17 protein-coding genes are annotated in these 18,174 nt (G+C 44.0%); 15 read left to right on the top strand and 2 right to left on the bottom strand.

Annotated features, from left to right (window positions below; genetic code table 11):
* Window positions 1-2: 2 nt before the first annotated feature.
* The 8 genes from BP688_RS11220 (at window position 3) to BP688_RS11255 (ending at window position 10,223) form a co-directional block, all read left to right on the top strand.
* Complete coding sequence (locus tag BP688_RS11220) at window positions 3-2,081, top strand: DHH family phosphoesterase (protein ID WP_290623834.1); 2,079 nt, start codon at window positions 3-5, stop codon at window positions 2,079-2,081.
* Between the two features lie 117 nt (window positions 2,082-2,198).
* Entirely contained in the window at window positions 2,199-3,119 is a 921-nt protein-coding gene (locus tag BP688_RS11225; protein ID WP_290623836.1) for a putative sulfate exporter family transporter, read from the top strand.
* The gene (locus BP688_RS11230; protein WP_290597330.1) at window positions 3,116-5,209 is read left to right on the top strand and encodes a PAS domain S-box protein; all 2,094 of its coding nucleotides are present in this window, start codon (window positions 3,116-3,118) and stop codon (window positions 5,207-5,209) included. The genes BP688_RS11225 and BP688_RS11230 overlap by 4 nt, the downstream gene beginning before the upstream one ends.
* A 158-nt stretch (window positions 5,210-5,367) precedes the next feature.
* Window positions 5,368-6,795, top strand: a complete 1,428-nt coding sequence (locus tag BP688_RS11235) for a YeiH family protein (protein WP_290623838.1) — start codon at window positions 5,368-5,370, stop codon at window positions 6,793-6,795.
* Between the two features lie 22 nt (window positions 6,796-6,817).
* Window positions 6,818-7,732: a hypothetical protein gene (locus BP688_RS11240; protein WP_290597328.1), complete on the top strand. Its 915-nt coding sequence runs from the start codon at window positions 6,818-6,820 to the stop codon at window positions 7,730-7,732.
* 108 nt (window positions 7,733-7,840) lie between these two features.
* Window positions 7,841-8,821, top strand: a complete 981-nt coding sequence (locus tag BP688_RS11245; RefSeq protein ID WP_290597327.1) for an ABC transporter substrate-binding protein — start codon at window positions 7,841-7,843, stop codon at window positions 8,819-8,821.
* A complete protein-coding gene (locus BP688_RS11250; protein ID WP_290597326.1) occupies window positions 8,809-9,522 on the top strand; it encodes an ABC transporter permease in 714 nt (237 codons plus the stop codon). Before BP688_RS11245 ends, BP688_RS11250 begins: the two co-directional genes overlap by 13 nt.
* On the top strand, window positions 9,519-10,223 hold the full coding sequence (locus tag BP688_RS11255) for an ABC transporter ATP-binding protein (RefSeq protein ID WP_290597325.1): 705 nt from the start codon (window positions 9,519-9,521) through the stop codon (window positions 10,221-10,223). Before BP688_RS11250 ends, BP688_RS11255 begins: the two co-directional genes overlap by 4 nt.
* A gap of 69 nt (window positions 10,224-10,292) precedes the next feature.
* Here the strand turns inward: BP688_RS11255 and BP688_RS11260 are convergent, their stop codons facing one another.
* Window positions 10,293-11,054, bottom strand: a complete 762-nt coding sequence (locus BP688_RS11260; protein ID WP_290623840.1) for a TrmB family transcriptional regulator — start codon at window positions 11,052-11,054, stop codon at window positions 10,293-10,295.
* Window positions 11,055-11,107: 53 nt separating this feature from the next.
* Here BP688_RS11260 and BP688_RS11265 point away from each other — a divergent pair, with 53 nt between their 5' ends.
* The 7 genes from BP688_RS11265 to BP688_RS11295 are packed head-to-tail and all read left to right on the top strand — an operon-like array spanning window position 11,108 to window position 16,601.
* Window positions 11,108-11,968 carry an ABC transporter ATP-binding protein gene (locus BP688_RS11265; protein ID WP_290597323.1) on the top strand — a complete coding sequence of 287 codons (861 nt, stop codon included), beginning with the start codon at window positions 11,108-11,110 and terminating at the stop codon, window positions 11,966-11,968.
* Between the two features lie 2 nt (window positions 11,969-11,970).
* Window positions 11,971-13,062, top strand: coding sequence for an ABC transporter permease (locus BP688_RS11270; protein ID WP_290597322.1), 1,092 nt, complete (start codon window positions 11,971-11,973; stop codon window positions 13,060-13,062).
* Window positions 13,055-14,629 carry a COG1361 S-layer family protein gene (locus BP688_RS11275; protein ID WP_290623842.1) on the top strand — a complete coding sequence of 525 codons (1,575 nt, stop codon included), beginning with the start codon at window positions 13,055-13,057 and terminating at the stop codon, window positions 14,627-14,629. Before BP688_RS11270 ends, BP688_RS11275 begins: the two co-directional genes overlap by 8 nt.
* 25 nt (window positions 14,630-14,654) lie before the next feature.
* Window positions 14,655-15,242: a DUF116 domain-containing protein gene (locus tag BP688_RS11280; RefSeq protein ID WP_290597321.1), complete on the top strand. Its 588-nt coding sequence runs from the start codon at window positions 14,655-14,657 to the stop codon at window positions 15,240-15,242.
* Window positions 15,211-15,825 (top strand): METTL5 family protein, encoded by a 615-nt coding sequence (locus BP688_RS11285; RefSeq protein ID WP_290597320.1) that lies wholly within the window; start codon window positions 15,211-15,213, stop codon window positions 15,823-15,825. Before BP688_RS11280 ends, BP688_RS11285 begins: the two co-directional genes overlap by 32 nt.
* Entirely contained in the window at window positions 15,800-16,339 is a 540-nt protein-coding gene (locus BP688_RS11290) for an exosome complex RNA-binding protein Csl4 (RefSeq protein WP_290597319.1), read from the top strand. The genes BP688_RS11285 and BP688_RS11290 overlap by 26 nt, the downstream gene beginning before the upstream one ends.
* A 1-nt stretch (window position 16,340) precedes the next feature.
* Window positions 16,341-16,601, top strand: a complete 261-nt coding sequence (locus tag BP688_RS11295) for a DNA-directed RNA polymerase subunit L (protein ID WP_290597318.1) — start codon at window positions 16,341-16,343, stop codon at window positions 16,599-16,601.
* Window positions 16,602-16,615: 14 nt separating this feature from the next.
* Here BP688_RS11295 and BP688_RS11300 read toward each other — a convergent pair whose 3' ends face one another.
* Complete coding sequence (locus BP688_RS11300; protein WP_290597317.1) at window positions 16,616-18,100, bottom strand: sensor histidine kinase; 1,485 nt, start codon at window positions 18,098-18,100, stop codon at window positions 16,616-16,618.
* Between the last annotated feature and the right edge of the window lie 74 nt (window positions 18,101-18,174).

Here is an 18,174-nt window from a genome sequence, read left to right on the forward strand (position 1 = left end):
TAATGAAATGCGATACCTGTGATGGCAAAGGTTACATCGAGATAGAGAAAGCATGCGAAATATGCAGTGGCACGGGAAAGGCGAAAAGCTTTGATCCAAAACTGACAGCAGAACTTACAGATGAGCAGATAAAGATGTTTATGGACGGTATTTGTGGGGCTTGCAGAGGGTCAGGAACGGTCAAGATCATGCAGGTTTGTAAAGAGTGCAATGGAACAGGGAAGGCAGGAAGGTGTAAAATATGTGGGGCGAAGGTGATTGGTAATCATGAACTCTGCCCGTCATGCAGAAAGAAGCCTCATGCCTACAGATTGAGCAATAGCTGTGGACTCGAGGATGTCAGAATTAATAGGGTTTATCTGGGAAAAGTATCCGCTGTCACAGACATTGGTGTTTTCGTTAACCTGAACAAGAGGCTGAGGGGTTTGATTCACCGCAAAAATCTTGGAGGATTTAAATTCAGCGAGGATGATGACATTCTTGTTCAGGTTAGTGGGATAGGGTTGAGTGGAGATATAGACCTGAAGCCGGTTAGGATGGACGGTTTTGCGGTTGTTGATGTCTCAAAGGACGTTAAGAGGGTTGACATCTCAGAGCTTGAGAACTACACTGGCAAGATGGTCGAGGTTAGGGGAATGGTCACCCACATCAAGCTGACAGGGGGGCCAACAATTTTCACACTTCTCGATGGCAAAGCGAGTGTAAATGCTGCAGCATTCGAGGGGGGAGAAAGAGCTTACCCAGAGGTGAGAGTTGACGATGTTGTGAGGGTTGTGGGAATTGTAAAAAGGAGGGAGACGAAGCTTCAAATAGAGATTCTCGAGATGGAAAAGCTGCTTGGAGAGGAAGCTTATGAGATAAGAAAGAGAATTCAAGAGGAGATAGAGAAAGCATGTGAACCTGAATTCAAGGGCTTTCTTATTGAGAGCAAGGTTCTTGATGCGCTTAAGGATGACATGCTCCGAGTTGCGAAGGAGCTAAAGAAAGCCGTCTACGAGTCGAGACCGATAATCATAAGGCATCACTGGGATGCCGATGGCACCTGTGGAGGAGTTGCCCTTGAGAAGGCGCTGATTAATCTCGTTGAAAATGTTCACTCGGACAGCGATGCGAAATATTATCTGGTTAAGAGAAGGGTTTCAAGAGCACCCTTTTACGAGCTTGAGGATGTTGTGAGAGACCTCGACGAAAGTCTTGAAGACATGGAGAGGCATGGGGATAAGATTCCTCTTGTCGTTCTGGTGGACAACGGTTCGGGAATAGAGGATGTGCCGGCAATAAGGCAGTTTCTACTCTTCGGAGCGGATGTTATAACAATAGACCACCACTTTCCTGATGAGGAAGTGGATCGCTACCTGCTTTACCACGTCAACCCCTACAAGGTTGGTGGAGACAGCAACTACACCTCTGGCATTCTGTGTGTTGAAATAGCCAGGATGATCTCCGACCTTGACATGAAACACCTTGCTGCTATCAGTGTTGTAGGCGATAGGGCTGAGGGCGAAGTCGAGAAGTACGTTGATCTTTCTGGGAAGAGCAGGGAAGAACTTGCAGATATAGCCCTTGCAGTAGAGTATGAGGGATTTTATTTGAGATTTAGATCAGCGAGCCAGATTATGCATGAGATACTCGGCTTTGGCAGGCAGGACAGACATGTTAGGTTTGTTGAGATGCTTTCTGAATATGCAAAAGAGGCTATAGAGGAGCAGGTTAAGACCGCAATGGATGGTGTAAAAATCCAACTGCTACCCAACGGCATAGCCCTCGCAGCCCTTGATGTGGAGAACTATGCTAAGAAGTTCACATTTCCTCCACCGGGAAAACTTACTGGAGAGGTGCATGACAGGTTAAAGCAGAAATACGATAGGATAGTGACAATTGGCTATGGCCCAGATTTTGCCGTGATAAGGAGTGAAGGAGTTGAACTTGACATTCCCAGACTTGTTCAGGAGTTGCGGGAGGAAATAGTTGCTGGGGTGGATGGAGGGGGACATCTGATTGTTGGTTCGATAAAGTTCGTTCAGGCGAAAAGGAAGGAGGTTCTGGCAAGGCTTGCAGCTAAAATTGGAAGCATTAAGTGATTTGTGTTTTTATTTAACTACCGTGCTGCAGCTTCTCGAATTCTGGTGAGAGGTATTGAGCATTATTAATCAGTGGGAAAACTTAATAAACCGGAGATGGCACTTTCACGGGGAAAAATGAGGAGGACAACGTTTATCGCAATAATGCTGTGTGGAATTCTGGCATATGGAATAAGCGTCGCCTACCCACCACTTGATGCACTCTTTCTGTCACTGATCTTCGGGGTTTTCTCGAACACGTTTTTTGATGGAGATTACAAGGAGGACGCTGAAAAATTCCTCTCAATAATGCTTCCGATCGGAATTGCAATGTACGGTGCCAACATCAAGCTAAATGCTGAATTGCCATCGAATTTCGTAGCAATGGCTGTGGTGTCAGCAATCATGTTGGGAACCCTTGTTTATTTTTTCAGCAAATACGTATTCAGCCTCAATAACAGACTGTCTTTTCTGCTTTCATGTGGAACAGCCATATGTGGTGCATCAGCCATTGCAATCGTTGCATCACTGACCAAACCAAAAAAGGAGGAGTTCTCGTCTGCCGTCATTGTTATAACCATCGTCGGGCTGACAGGTGCAGTTATACTGCCCTACCTCTACAATGTTTTTCATCCGTCACTTGAGAAGTACGCACTACTGTGCGGGGCAACGCTACATCAAACAGGTCTTGTGGAGATTGCCACCAAACCGTTTGGTGTTGAGGCTGTGAGAAGTGCATTGGAGGTAAAGAGTGTCAGAATTGCCTTGATCGCTGTTGTGGCATTCTTCACCTCAATATCCTACTCCGAACATCGCTACTACGTGCCCTGGTATATAGCCGCATTTCTCGTGCTGTCTTACTTCTCCAGCTACTTACCCTCGGGCATACTCAGCGTTCTAAAACCGGCGTCAACAATAGCATTCTCAATAACCCTCGCAGCAGTTGGTTTCTCGGTAAATATAAAGGACATACAGAACATGAGGCTCGACCCTCTCGTAGCAGCCTATGCCGGGTGGATTTGTGCATTTATTGTGGTTTTTGCGGTCGTGATATTATGAGGTCTATATTTGTCAAAATAGTGATATCCTCCCTGATAATCTCGACCATTTCAGCAGTGCTCTACACAATACTCCAGTTTCTGCCGGAATACTTCGCAATTGCATACGATTTCTACGTCCTAATCATAATTCTCGGAATTTCCATGTTTCTCGCGGGAAGTATAACGGAGCCCCTCGAAAGATTGCGAAATGGATTCGAGTATCTGCTTAATGGTAAGTATATTCAGGTGGAGATAGATACAAGAGATGAATTCGAGGATATGGGTAGGTTCTTCAACAAAGTTGCGAAAGAGCTCATCGAAAGGGAGAAGATACTTCGAGAAACCGAAAAGAAATACAGGAACCTCGTTGAGAACCTCAACGACTGGATTTTCGAGACTGACAATGATTTGAACATAATCTTCTCAAATATTAAAGGCTACGAGTTGTTCAGGGAGAAGAAAATTATCGGACGGAATCTGAGAGATTTTCTTCTCGATGTGCCAGAAATAGGACATGACTCATGTAGTTTTGAGACTCACACGATCAGCGGTAGAATTTTCGAGTTCAGTCTTAATCCGCTCTACGAAGAAGGGAAAGTTGTTGGATTTATTGGAATAGGTAGAGACATTACAGACAGAAAGAGGGCTGAAGAAAGACTTGCCCATCTCGCCGCAATCACCGAACACACGATTGATGCTGTCGTTTCCTTGGACATAGACGGAAACATCGTGTCTTGGAACAAGGGTGCTGAAGCCATGTTCGGCTACAAGGCTGAAGAGATGATAGGAAAGAAGTTTACAATTCTTATGGCAGACGGTATGAGCGAGCAATGCAGAGAGAACTTCAGAAAGGCAATACTGGAGGGATACGCCAAGGATATAGAGACTGTAAGATTGACAAAAGACGGCAGGAAGATTATTGTTGATCAAACCCTCACATCAATCCACAATTCGAAAGGAGAGGTCACAGGATTTGTAGTCATAATGAGGGATATAACCGAAAAGAAGAAGAGCGAAGAGAAGCTCAAAAAAGCTTATGAAGAGCTTGAAAAGAGGACTGCGGAGCTAAAATATCTTGCAAATATAATCGGGAACTCAAACGAGGCTATATACTCTTTTGACATGGAAGGAAAGATAACAAGCTGGAATAAGGGTGCTGAGAATCTGTTTGGATGGCAGAAATCTGAAGCCTTGGGAATGCACGTTAAGGAGCTTTTACCCGAAGATTTCGAAAAAGAAACCGAATACATAATCCAGAAAATAAAGAACGGTATTCAGAACCTCTCGTTTGAGGGCAAGAGAAAACGCAAGGATGGAAGCATAGTTGATGTGGAGATAACAGCATCACCAATTCTTGAAAATGACGAAATTTCGGGTATTTCGATGATTGTCAGAGATATGTCGTACAGAGTTAAATCCGAACAAGAATTGTTGAGAAGGATTCTGAAGTACAAGGTTGATATCGGAAAGGTCTATCTGACAGACAACTTCGAACTTGCCCTTGACGTGCTGTCAGATATGGCAAAGGCCAGCTTTGTAGGGACAGTAATCACGAGAAGACTGCCGGAGGAGGTGAATGTTGACTGCAAGGTGCTATGGCTTTCAGAGAAGGAGGGCAAGGATACCATCCACCCTGACGCGACGACTATTGAGAAGACAATTCTCAACTTCCCGGCCAAGAACAACGTTGTTGTGCTTGAACTCGACTATCTCGTAACAAAAATTGATTTTGAGTCACTACTTTCGATGATCCAGCGTATTAGAGAGGACTTCTACATTCTCAAGAGAGGGGTCGTCATCTTAGTGGCAACACCGGGAATTCTGGATGCCACCCAGCTATCTCTCCTCAAAATGGAATGTAATCAGCTGGAGAAGAAGAAGATAAAGCTATCTCCAGAACTTTACGAAATGCTCAGATTTGTATACATGAAAAACAAAACCGGAGAGAAACCATCCATAAAAGAGGCCATGGATGAACTTGGGCTTGCCAGAAACACTGTGAAAAAGAGGATAAAGCAGTTGAGGAGCAGGGGGCTTATCAACATTGTCAAGTACGGTAGAACCAAAATATTAGAAGTTACCGAGGAGGGAAGACTGATATTTGACTAAGTTTCTGCATAGTTTAATCGCCGATTATCCAATTTATTTTGCTTTAATCAAAAAATGAACTGTTTACACAGCTCTAAAAATTTAACAGAATTTGACACTTTAAGGTGGCAATATCAATAAGTTTTCTGTCACGAAATAGCTGTTTTTGAGGTGTTTTTATGTCGGATGAGGGTGAAAGAGTAGAGGTTGCTAGGGGTGTACAGACGCTCTGGAAGACAGAGGACTGGTGGGCTGTGTGGATGGCATTCATCGTGCTGGGAATAGCATTAGCATGTTACTACACCAACAACGTGCCCATACTGAAGACCCTCGCCGTTTCTGCACCTGGAAAATGGACTTCGTGGGATCAGGTGGCAGCCTACTACTCCGCCAACTGGGCAGGATACGTGGTTAACTTCCTCTTCTGGGCAGTGGTGTTCACGATAAGCAGCAAGATACTTGGATTCAAAGTAAGCGAGTTCTTGCCGTCGTTCATATTCGTGTACATTGTGTCAATTTTAATATTCTTAGTAGCGGCAAACGAGACAGCACACAATTACAACATCGAACCACCAATACTCGCCGTCATTCTCGGTCTAATACTCGGCAACGTCTTCAAGTTTCCGAAATGGATGGATGCGGGCTTCAGAGTCGAATACTATATAAAGACAGGTATCGTCCTGCTCGGTGCTACCCTGCCATTCTCGCTGATCTACATGGCCGGCCCATATGTTATCGGACAGGCAGCAACAGTGGCAATAGCGGCATTTCTCATAATCTTCTACTTGGGACAGAAATTCGGTCTTGATAAGAGAACCTCTGCCGTTCTCGGTGCAGGAGGTGCGGTTTGCGGAGTTTCTGCATCAATCGCAATGGCAGCAGCTGTAAGGGCAAAGAAAGAGGACTACGTTCTTGGAATTGCGGCAGTCATCATCATGGCTATCGTGGCAATATTCCTTCTGCCCATAGCTGCAATGTCAATGTCTCCACCAATGCACCCTGGTGTTGCCGGAGCGTGGATCGGTACATCAGAGTTTGCCGATGCTGCTGGATTTGCCGCTGCTGACTGGTACGGAACATGGTATGCCACCCACATTTCACAGTCCGTTGGAGGTGCTGACGCCCGTGACCTTGCATTGTGGGCATACACACTGATGAAGGTCATAGGGAGAGACATCTGGATCGGTCTCTGGGCTTTCGTGATGGCCATAGTAGCAACCACGAGGTGGGAGGCGGAAGAGACTGGTGCGAGACCATCAGCTATGGAAATATGGTGGAGATTTCCAAAGTTCGTTATCGGTTTCCTCGCGGCATCCCTGCTGATAACTGCCGTTGTTGGTTCAGTGGACACATACACCTATCTCCACACGATGAAGCCAAATCTCATAGGACCGATAAAGACGATGAGAACGTGGACGTTCATATTCACGTTCTTCAGCATCGGTATGACTACGAGGTTCAGAGAGTTCGTAAAGTTCGGTGCAAGGCCATGGGCTACGTTCTTCATCGGTGCTTCGATAGTCATAGTACTTGGATTCATCCTGTCCTACTACGTCTTCGGACCGATTGCATGGGTCAGACTGCCAGAATGGGCACCGAAGATCTAATTTTTCCAATTTTTTGATCGGTATGTTCGGATACAGGTGTAAAGGAGAGATAAAGACCATCGAAGTCAGAGACGATCTGGTTGCAGTGGGATGCAGCGATGGCTGGATACATGTTTTCGATGGCGATGGAATTCTATGGAGCAAAAAGCTGACAGCAACTTACTACAGAGACCCGTACACTGACGTTAACGTAATATCTGCCGATATCAACGACAAGTACGTTGCCATAGGAACAGATTTCATGGACGGCAAAGTGTATTTGTTCACGCTGGACGGAGAGCTTGTTTGGTACAAACAGTTCTTGTGCATCGTTGGCTGCTGGGAACGTCCAGAAGACATAGTTGCTGTTGCCGTAGATACAGACAGAGTTGCAGCATGTTCCGAATGGCTGAACGGAACCCTACACGTCATGGACGTGGATGGCAGAACTGTTGAAGAGAGAGACCTTGATGGATCCATTAAGGATCTGATAATGTGGAATGGAGCAGTAGTCGGAACTTCCAGAGCTCTGTATCTCAATGAATTGAAACTTAATATATCTGCTAACAAAATTTTGACACACAAAAATGAGCTTTATGTGTCCAACGCTAATGGTGTGTACGCTGTAAACGGAAAAGCTGAGATGTTGTACAGCTGCCGACAGCCACTTATATCGGTATCAGATAAATTCGTTGCTGTATATGACGGCATTAAGCTGAGTATGATATCAAAAAATGGAGATGTGATCTGGGAGATTATCCCAGACAAACAAATTTCAACACTCTACTGTGTCAAAGAGTGTGTTTATGCAGGCCACACAAATGGCATAGACATAGTAGAGGGGGGCGAGGTTACAGAAAAGATTCAGATTGACGGAGAACCCGTGCACATCGGAAAAGTTGTAGTGTGCGTTGATAAGGAAGACGGGAGAGAGGTTAAGGTTTACAGGATGTTCTAAGTTTACACCAATTTTTCTATTATGATTAGTAATCGAAATTTTTTGCTACGAGCTAATTTTTAGAAAACTTTTAATTCAATATGCATAGTGAAACATATCGGTGAAACCATGAAGAAGGTAGTTGCTTTCGTTGCTGTCATACTGATTACAGCAGCATGGTATTTTATGACTCCAAAGGAGAGAGTTTTAACAATATCAACGACGACCAGTCTCTACGACACCGGACTGCTGGAAGATGCTATCGCTCCCGCCTTCAAAGAGGAGACCGGGATAACCCTGAGATTCATACCGAAGGGAACTGGGGCAGCAATACAGGATGCAAAGCACGGACTGGCTGATGCGATAATGGTTCATGCAAGGAGCAAGGAGATTGAGTTCATGAAAGACGGTTATGGTGTGAACAGGAAAGTTTTCGCATACAACTTCTTTGTTATTGTTGGGCCAAGCAACGATCCTGCAGGCATCAAGGGAATGAGCCCAACGGAAGCTTTGAAGAAGATCGTTGAAGCCGGGAGAGAGGGAAGGGCTATATGGGTTTCGAGAGATGACGGTTCAGGCACAAATGTGAAAGAGGAATCTCTGTGGAAGGCTGCGGGTTTTGAATACGAGGAGCTTAGAAATGAGAGCTGGTTCAGGGCAACAGGAACTGGGATGGGAAAAACTTTGCTTTACACAAGTAACACCAAAGCCTATACACTGTCCGATATAGGGACGTATCTCAAATACAAGAAAGATGGTCTGATTGATCTTGATGTGCTCGTAAACGAGGGGGAGGAACTAATCAACATCTATAGTATAATTATCACAAATCCTGAGAAATTTAACAAAGATTACGAGGGGGCTATTTTGCTTTCAAAGTGGTTGACAAGTGAAGAGGGACAGAAAATAATAGGCGAGTATGGGTTAGAGGAATATGGTATGCCTCTGTTTTATCCGATCGTAGGTGTTTTGAGAGATGGCAGTGGCACGACATATGAGTGGATAGTCAAATACGGATTCATTCAGGATGACGGTGTTATGACCGAGTGTCCAAAAGACTACAGATATAAATCCGATCTGAGCTTCTTTGAAGTGCCATGGAGCTCATAATATCTGGAATCCAGCAAGCATTACATTTGATACTCACAGCAAATCCAGATATAATGGATATTGCAGTGAGGTCTGTGAGAGTTTCAGGCTTTGCTACGCTTCTTGCAACACTCTGGAGCCTCCCAATCGGTGTTGCCATAGGATTATTCAATTTTTTTGGCAAAAATGTCGTGAAGGGCTTATTCAATGCATTACTTGGCATACCAACAGTTGTGCTCGGTCTGATCCTCTATCTTATGCTTGCCCCAACTGGTCCATTTGGATTTCTTGGTCTGATATACACCGAGATAGGGATAAGCATAGGACAGGCGGTTTTGATTACTCCAATTATCGTTAGCTTCGCTGCAAGCTCTGTAGAGCTTATCGAGAGAGAAATAAGGGAACTTGCTCTGACACTCGGTGCGGACAATATAGATGCTTCAATTGCCGTCATAAGGGAGGCTGCAAGTGGAATTTTGCTCGCTCTCATTGCAGCATTCAATAGGGCAGTGGCTGAACTTGGAATTGCGATAATAATCGGAGGAAACATCTTTGTAAGAGATAGCGCTCTGAATACAAGAGTCCTTACAACTGCAATACAGATGTACACAACCCGTGGGGAAATAGACATGGCAATAGCACTCGGAATAATACTCCTGTCCATTGTGTTTGCCGTTAGCTTACTTTCAAATTTGCTTCAGAGAAGGCTGGTGAGAGCTTGATTGAACTGCACAACGTTTCGAAGAGTTATGGAAGCGTTAAAGCTCTTGAAGACGTTAACCTCAGAATAGACAGAGGAGAAATTTTTGCTATCGTCGGTCATAGTGGAGCTGGTAAGACCACCCTTTTGAGGATTCTTGCCTTGCTTGAGAAGCCGGACAGTGGGAAGTATTATTACAAGGGAGAAATTGCCAATGATAGCCGCAAGAGGGAAATAACCATGGTCTTTCAGAAGCCTGTAATGTTCAGCGGCAGCGTTTACTCAAACGTGGCATACGGTCTGAAAATCAGGAAATACAGCAGAAAAGAGATTGAAAAAAGGGTTAAAGAAGCTTTAAAACTCGTAAATCTTGAAGGGTTCGAGAAATACAATGCTAAAAGACTGTCTGGTGGGGAACAGCAGAGGGTGGCGATAGCAAGGGCTATAGCTATCAATCCAGAAGTGCTGATAATGGACGAGCCTACAGCAAATCTGGATTTGGTCAATGCAACAATTGTTGAGGAGGTAATAGAAAAGATATCGAAGAAGGGCACAACAGTAATTTTAGCTACCCATAACCTGTTTCAGTCCAGAAGACTGTCTGACAGAGTTGCCCACATCTTTTCGGGTAGAATTGTCGAAGTTTCAAAAACCGAGGAATTCTTTGAAAACCCAAAAACCGAGATTTCAAGAAAGTTTATCAATGGTGAGCTGCAGTATTAGTTTGAGCTTTTTCTGTTCATCCAGATTTGTGCAGGGTTGAGGAAGTTATGCAGGATATTAAGATACTTTTTAGTAGCTGTATTCCTCATAAAGCACCGAAAATACCTTTTTCTGAAGCATTATCACGAGTGGAATGTTTATCGTAATGGAGAAAATTTCCCTGTTTTCAGCAAAGCAGAGAAGAGACTTATTGTCTGATATTGCAAGTAGCTTGGGGCTTGTTTCTACACCAGCAGCATTCGTACCATCCAGAATCTGAGCAAATTTTGAAATAAAACTGTCTTCCGACCTCATGAGCTTATCTCTGTCTACAATTCTGAAATTCTTGACGTTTTCTGGAACCGCCACCTTCTCATAAAGCAAAACCCTGTGAGGACGGTTTATTTCCCTCAGTACGTAGGAAAGGTCACCGTCTATCAAAAAGAGCTGAATTTCTCCATCTCTCTCCTCTATAAACTCTCTTATTCTGCTTTTTACTGCCCAGATTCCCCTTGATACCCACGCATGCTGAGTTTTGCCAGTGTTCTCAACCCTTATTTGCTCAAGTTTTCTGCGAGCCGTTTCGAGTTTATCGTTCAAATCTCTCTGCAAACTATCTATAATCTTAGACGGTTCAATCGCCCTGTAGATCGCTGGACTGCCGGGTTGGACTTCAACAAAGCCCCTCTCGATTAGCCTCTCAAGAACCTCGTAAACCTTTGTTCTCGGAATTCCTGCACTTTTACTTATCTCTCTCGCAGTTGCTTCCTGCAGGGAAATGAGTGAAACGTATGCAGAGGCTTCATAACCTGAAAGACCTATCTCCTTCAGTATCTCAACAGCTTCATTCATTCACTAACTTTAGTGACAACAGATTTATTAAGTTTAATGGTGTATGTGTAAAAGTGAACATCTTGGAAATCTCAGACCTCACAGTCAGATTCGCTGAATTTTTAGCGGTAAAAGACCTGAATCTCTCAGTAAAGAGGGGAGAGATTTTGGGTCTTCTCGGACCGAACGGTGCTGGAAAGACCACAACCATAAGAGCAATATTCGGGATGGTTCCCTACGAGGGTGAGATCAGAAACTATGCCTCCTCTGTGGGATGGATGCCACAGCATTCGCCTCTTTACCTCAATCTCACCGTTGAGGAGAATCTAAGGTTTTTCGCCTCGCTTCACGGTTTGAAGAATCCTAAGGAGAGAGTTGAAGAGATGCTTAGGCTCGTTCAGCTGGAAGAGTCCAGAAACAGGCTTGTCAGGAACCTGAGTGGTGGTATGAAGCAGAGAGCGATGCTTGCGTGTGCGATGATACACGACCCCGAACTTTTAATTCTTGATGAGCCTACCGCTGGCGTTGATCCACCCTTGAGGATGAACTTCTGGGAGCACTTCCAGAGATTAAAGGATGCTGGAAAGACGATTCTTGTTACTACACACTACATGGACGAGGCGGAGAGGTGCGAGAGGATCGTTATGATGAGAGCTGGTGAGAAAATTGCTGAAGGAAGTCCTGAGGAGATAAAGAGATTCGCTGGAGAAGAGACCGTAATGCTCTGGGTTGAGGATATGAAAGGCAGTTTCAGAATCCTCTCCAAGTATTACGATGTCTCTTTGAACGGGCAAATTTCCATCTCTGTCAAAGATGCACCGTCAGAGTTACCTAAGATCATCTCAATTCTGGAAAAGGCCGGAATTAAGGTTTTGAAATCAGAAATTAAAAGGCCAAGTCTTGAGGACGTTTTTCTAAGGCTGATGGAGGAGTGAAAATGCTGGAAAGGGTTTCTGGTGTTTTTGTTAAGGAAATAAAGGTTATTTTCAGAGAAAAAAGGCTGCTTGCCATCTTGATACTTCAGCCAGTAATCCTTGTCTCTCTTTTCGGCTACGCCTTTTCGGGAGAGGTTAAGAATATCAAGGTGGCTGTTGTTGACGAAGACAGCAGTGATCTTTCCGAAATGCTCATATCATCGCTCCACAGCACCGATACCTTTAGCATATCCTACTTCACAGCAACGAGAAGTGAGCTCATGGAACTGATAAGGCTCGGCAAAGTCCATGCGGGAATTTACATTCCAAAAGGATTTCAGGAAAATACCAACAAGGCTATAGAGGTTTACGTTGACGAGTCTAACTACAACGTCGCGGCAACAGCAATTTCAAAAATCAATGCCATGACTGCAAGCCTCTCTAAGAAATTTTTTGGAGGCTTAGAGGTGGAGCAGAGGTTTGTATTCACCACTAAATCGAGGATGATAGACTTCATCGCTCCAGCCATCATTGGTGTTGTGATTCAGATGCTGACTTTAATTCTTTCATCAAGCTCGATTTCGAGGGAGAGGGAGGAGGGGACACTTGAGCTGATTTTCTCCACACCGCTTAGCAGTTCTGACCTAATAATAGGAAAATTCTTGGCGATAACAGCTTTAATAACGGTTGATGTGTTTATAGTCGTCGCACTCGCCCACTACGCCTTCGATGTTGAGGTGAGGGGCAGTTTGCCCCTTCTCCTTTTCACCCAGTTTCTATTCCTGACGGGAACGATAGGGGTTGGGTTGATCATCTCAGCTTTATCTCAAACGCAGCTTCAGGGGATTCAGGCGTCAATGATCTTTGGTCTTGTTAGTATTTTTCTGTCTGGGTTTTTTTATCCGCTCGAAAGCATGCCTGAAGGGGCGAAGACTATCTCCTACTTTGTTCCTCTTACCTATGCCAACATCGCCTTCAGAGAGGTGATGGTAAAGGGGAACGGAGTAGAGGTGATTTTTCCACAGATTGTTGTTTTGTCGGTATACACACTTATGAGCGTAGCAGGAGCTATTTTAGCACTGAAAAAAGTAATGGGAGGTGGTTCAAGTGTTTAGAAAATTTTTTGCAGTTTTTCTGGTTCTTATTGCAGTTCAGACTGCTTTGGCCGTGGAGGCAGAGGATGAGCCGGAACTGGCAGCTTATTCAACGAACACCATTTTAAAGGCAGGAGAAATTAACGAACTCAGAATTGTTTTGATGAACACTGCAAAGCCCGAAAACGTAATGGGTGGGAGCTTGGAGAGAGAAATTATTCAGAATGCGACCTTAACAGCTTACAACCTCGAAATCTGGCTTGTGAGTGAGGATTTCGACGTCAAGAGCGGCAAAATTTACCTCCAGTCTCTTCCACCTTCGGCGAGTGTTACTTTGCCATTTCTCGTGTCTGTGCCTGCAACATTCTCTGGAGAGAGCGTTGTTAAGCTGAAGGTCAAGTACGAGAGGGTTAGAAGTGTAGATGTTGTTTGGAATGGGAGCAACTACACAGCTGAGTACGACTACACCGAAGAGTCAGAGGAGTTTGAAATAAGGGTAGAAGTCCTTGAGGTGCTAAAACCCGATTTAATGGCTGTGCTGCTGACGCCGGAAATTTACAGCGGAAACTTCAACAGACTGTCAATCCTTCTTGCTAACACAGGATTGAGGGAGATGAAAAGTCTGACTGTCAGGATTGAGGGTTTTGAAGATGTTAGTCCGTCGGAACTCTATGTCCCATCTCTCCCACCATCCTCTTCAGTGCAGATTGATTTCAGCGTTTTTGCAAAGAATGAAACGGAATTCAAGGTTGTGGCACACTACACTTACTTTGATGAGGGTAAACTTGTTGAAGAGAGCAGGAAGATAAATCTGTCAGTTGAGATTAAAAATCTCGGTGGAAGGGTTGAGATCATACCTGAAAATCCTGAAATCCAGAGAGGACGTGGAATTCTGGACTTGGCAGTCATGAACACCCACCTAAATCCGGTTTCCCAGTTGAAAATAAAAATTGAGGCTCCTGACGAATTTGATCTGAGTAGGGAGGAAGTTGTTGTTGGAACTTTACCAGCAGGTGGTGTTGTGAGAGTGCAGATTCCCTACTCCTTGGACGATGATGCGTTAAGCGGTAATAAGGTCTGGAATCTGAACCTGAGCTACATACTTAACACTCAGAAGCTTGAAAAAAGACAGGAAAGCAGATATATTGTCTTAAATCTTGGAGATGATCCGTATTTTGTTGTTACAAACAAACCCACTGTATATCATGGTGAGAACATAGTCAAGTTTGAAGTTGAGAATACGGGCGGTTATGCAGAGGACATTCACTTCAAACTCCTTCCAAGCCCTGGATTGAGGGTTAAGATGCCTGAAGCCTTCCTTGAGAGGGTGGGTAAAGGTGAATCCTTCAGCATCAGCTTCTACGTTGATGTTGATGAAGATGTTATTCCTAATGAGGAGTACAGAGTGGAAATCAGGTGGGAAGCAGAAAATCAGGCTGGAAAGGATGTTGAGGATAGTGTTTATGGATACTTAGTGGTTGAAGAGCGACCGTGGCTGGAGAAATACTGGGGTGTGTTGGTTTTGGTGATGGCGATCGTCATAGTTGTAGGAGTGGGGGTTTCAAGAAAAAGAATGGGCAAAACTTAAATTTTCAGCACTTAATTTCAAACGAATGATAGACAAAATCATATCAAGGCTCATCTCGATGGGAGCAGATTTAAGCTCTAAGAACGCGATAAAAGGAGCACTCAAGATTCTGGGAGAGGACGAGGGTCTTGCAGACCTCGTATACATCATAGTAAAGAACAGAGCATACAGAAAGGATTGGGAAAATTTGCCTCCTTCCAAAAGAGTCATATTTTTGCCTCAGTGCCTCAGGAATTCAAAGAATTGCCAAGCGGAGCTTACCGAAAAAGGTTATGTATGCAAAAAATGCGGCTCCTGCGATGTTGCAGAAATAGTGGAGTTTGCTGAAAGTCTCGGTTACAGGCACATTTACATAGTTCCGGGCGGAAGTATGGTTTATAGAATACTGAAAGAGGTGGTAGCTGAGCTGGACAGCTTTGCAACTCTTGGTGTTGCGTGCGTTCCTGAACTCTGCGAGGCGAGTGAGAGGCTTTCAATGAAGGGTGTGCCTCACCAGTGTATCCCCCTCAAAAAGACAGGTTGCGTTGATACGGAGGTTGACGTGGATGAGGTTAAGAGGTTTCTGAAAACGGGATTTTCGGATGAAGAAGAGGGAGCTGGAGATAATCCTTGAAAATTTGAAGGGTTTTGAAAGTCCTAAAATCCAGCTTGAGCAGTATGTAACTCCCCCAAGCCTTGCTGCTTTTATTGCTGTAAATGCCAGACTTAACGGTGACCTAAATACCGTTTTTGACCTTGGATGCGGAACAGGGGTTCTTGCAATAGCTGCATCTCTGCTTGGTGCTTACTCTATTGGGTTTGATATTGATTTGGAAGCTTTGAAGATTGCAAAAAAGAACGCCTTGGAGGTTAACACAGATGTGGACTTTGTGCGTACGGACATTCGGAGACTGGAAACCAAAGTAAGGGGGACGGTTATAATGAACCCCCCTTTTGGAATCCAGAAAAGGCATGCTGACAGGCCTTTTCTAAAAAAGGCATTCGAGATTTCTAAGGTGGTTTATAGCGTGCATTCAGCAGGCAGCGTGGATTTTGTCAGAAAAATGGCCTTAAAGAATGGATTCAGGGTTACACACGTATGGATGTTTTCGATTCCGCTGAGAAAAACTTATTCTTTCCATGAAAAAGCATTTAAATATATACCCGTAGAGGTATTCAGGATTGAGAAATATGAAAATTGTAATGCCGGGGGATAGAGTAGGATCAACAGAAGAATACATCAAGGGTAGAGGTGTTTACGAGGAGAATGGAGAGCTTTTTGCAGCGGTTGCTGGTTATCTCGTTATAAAAGATAGGGTGGCAAGCGTTGAGAGTTTTTCCAATATCCCTGAAGTTATGAAGGGTGACGTTGTACTTGGCAGGGTTGTTGATGTCAGGAATACTATGGCTCTTGTCGAGGTTGTTAGTAAGAAGGGAGAGGAGAGAACTCTCACCACTCGCAGTCTTGGCTTGCTCCATATCTCCAATGTTGATGAGAAGTATGTGAAAGACATCTCGGAGGCGGTTGGTTATCTGGACATAGTCAAGGCGAGAGTTATTGGCGACAATCTAAGGCTATCAACAAAGGAGGAGGATATGGGTGTTCTGAAGGCTCTTTGCAGCACATGCAGAAGTGAGATGATCCGAGAGGGCGACATGCTTAAATGCCCTGATTGCGGTAGGGTTGAGAAGAGGAAAATATCGAGTGATTATGGAAAGGGTGAGTGGTAAAATGGAGGTTAAGATCGTTGAGATTGGGGACGACTTCGTAAAGCTGGTACTCAGGGGAGAGGGACACACGTATCTCAATCTTCTCCAGCACTACCTCTTGGAAGATGAAGACGTGATTGTGGCGAGGTACAACATCCCCCATCCTCTCGTGGGAGAACCACACCTTTATGTCCGGACAAAGGGTAAAAATCCGCTTGAAGTGATTAGAAGAGCAAATGAAAAAATTGTTGAGGCATGTAACACTCTTATCGAGCAGATTTAGAGCAGATTTAGAGCTCAGAACTCAAAACCCTCATCACGAGTCAGAGGGGCCCTTTCATCATCGCTAATCAGACTTTTTCTCGCGGCTTTTAACCTTATCACAAAGGTTGCACCATGCGGCTTAGTATCCTCAATCCAGACTTTTCCACCATATCGGTCAACAACCTTCTTGACGATGTATAGTCCCAAGCCTGTTCCCGCATCCTCACCAAACTTAAAACCTTCTTTGAAAACCTCACTCCTTATTTCTGGTTCAATTCCCAATCCGTAATCTACAATCTTTATCTCCGCTTCATCCTCAAACTCACTCAGCCATACGTCAATCTTCTCCGTTCTTCCATGCTTTATTGCGTTCGAGATAATATTATCCATAACAGAATGTAACGCCTCATCTGCCATCACAAAGCAGAAACCGTTTATGTTTATTGGGACAGAGTAGGACTTTGCCACGTCTTCAACTACCCTTCTGACGTTTATGGGCTTTAGCCCCTCACCCTCAGTTATTACTATTTTTTCGAGTTCTCTGATCTTCTCTATATAATCGCTGCTTTCTTTTACAGCCTTTAATGCTTTTTCAAGCAAAGATTCGTTTTTGGTCATCATGAAGGTCTCTATGTAACCTGATATAATCTGCAGCTTGTTCAGGATGTCATGCCGGAGCATTCTGTTTGTCAACCTGAGAATCTCCTGAAGCTCCCTTACCTTCTCATATAGTTCAGCGTACTTCTTTCTCTCCGAGTCAAGTTCATAATAACTCAGAAAGGTCACTTCTTTGCTGTAGATATGTCTGATTCCTGAGAACATCAGTGTTGAAGCGGCTAAATATAGGAATATGGTGAGATCAAATCCCGAAACTTCAAGAATTTTTAGAAAGATAAGATAGTCCACAACGTATTTTACTGAGAAATACCCAGATAGAAACCCGTAATACGTAAGGGTCTCCGTTTTGAAGTATTCAGAAAGGAAAATCAGCAGTAATGATAAAACAATTATGTCACAAATTAAATTTCCGACCAAAAGGTAATCAGAAAATTCTGCTATACCTCTAAATGACGTGACAAGCAAAATGATCATGATGGTGGTAGCAAGAACAGGGAGGACGAAGTGTTTCACGTCAAGGTAACGGGCTTCTCTTACAGTCTTCCAGATTAAAAAGCTTATTACAGGAAAATTTGCCACCAACGAGACTGGTATAAAATATTTGAGGTGATCGAGTGTCAGAAGGAAGTAACCTCTGGTCCAAACAGCCTGTCCAACTGTAGTTACAGCGAAGATATTCAGGGAGAGGAAACCTAGCAGTGAAAGAAACAGCCCCCTTCTTTCGTCTTTTGAAGACCTTGCGAGGAAGATCGTCATGACTGCTGAAAGGGTTAAAAGTAAGAGGATGTAGATATAGACAGAACCGAGGTATAGATCATTGGGAATGAGGTTAAACTTGTGCACTATAAATGGGATTGCGCCGATAAGGGTAAATACCCCCCAAGATGTGTAGATTCTCATTATAGTAATTATGTTTAAGTAACATAAATAAATTTATCGGTTTGAAGTTCGAAATGTATAGTCCCAAAAAATTT

It is taken from the genome of Archaeoglobus sp. UBA230 (genome assembly GCA_002507545.1).
GTDB lineage: Archaea > Halobacteriota > Archaeoglobi > Archaeoglobales > Archaeoglobaceae > Archaeoglobus.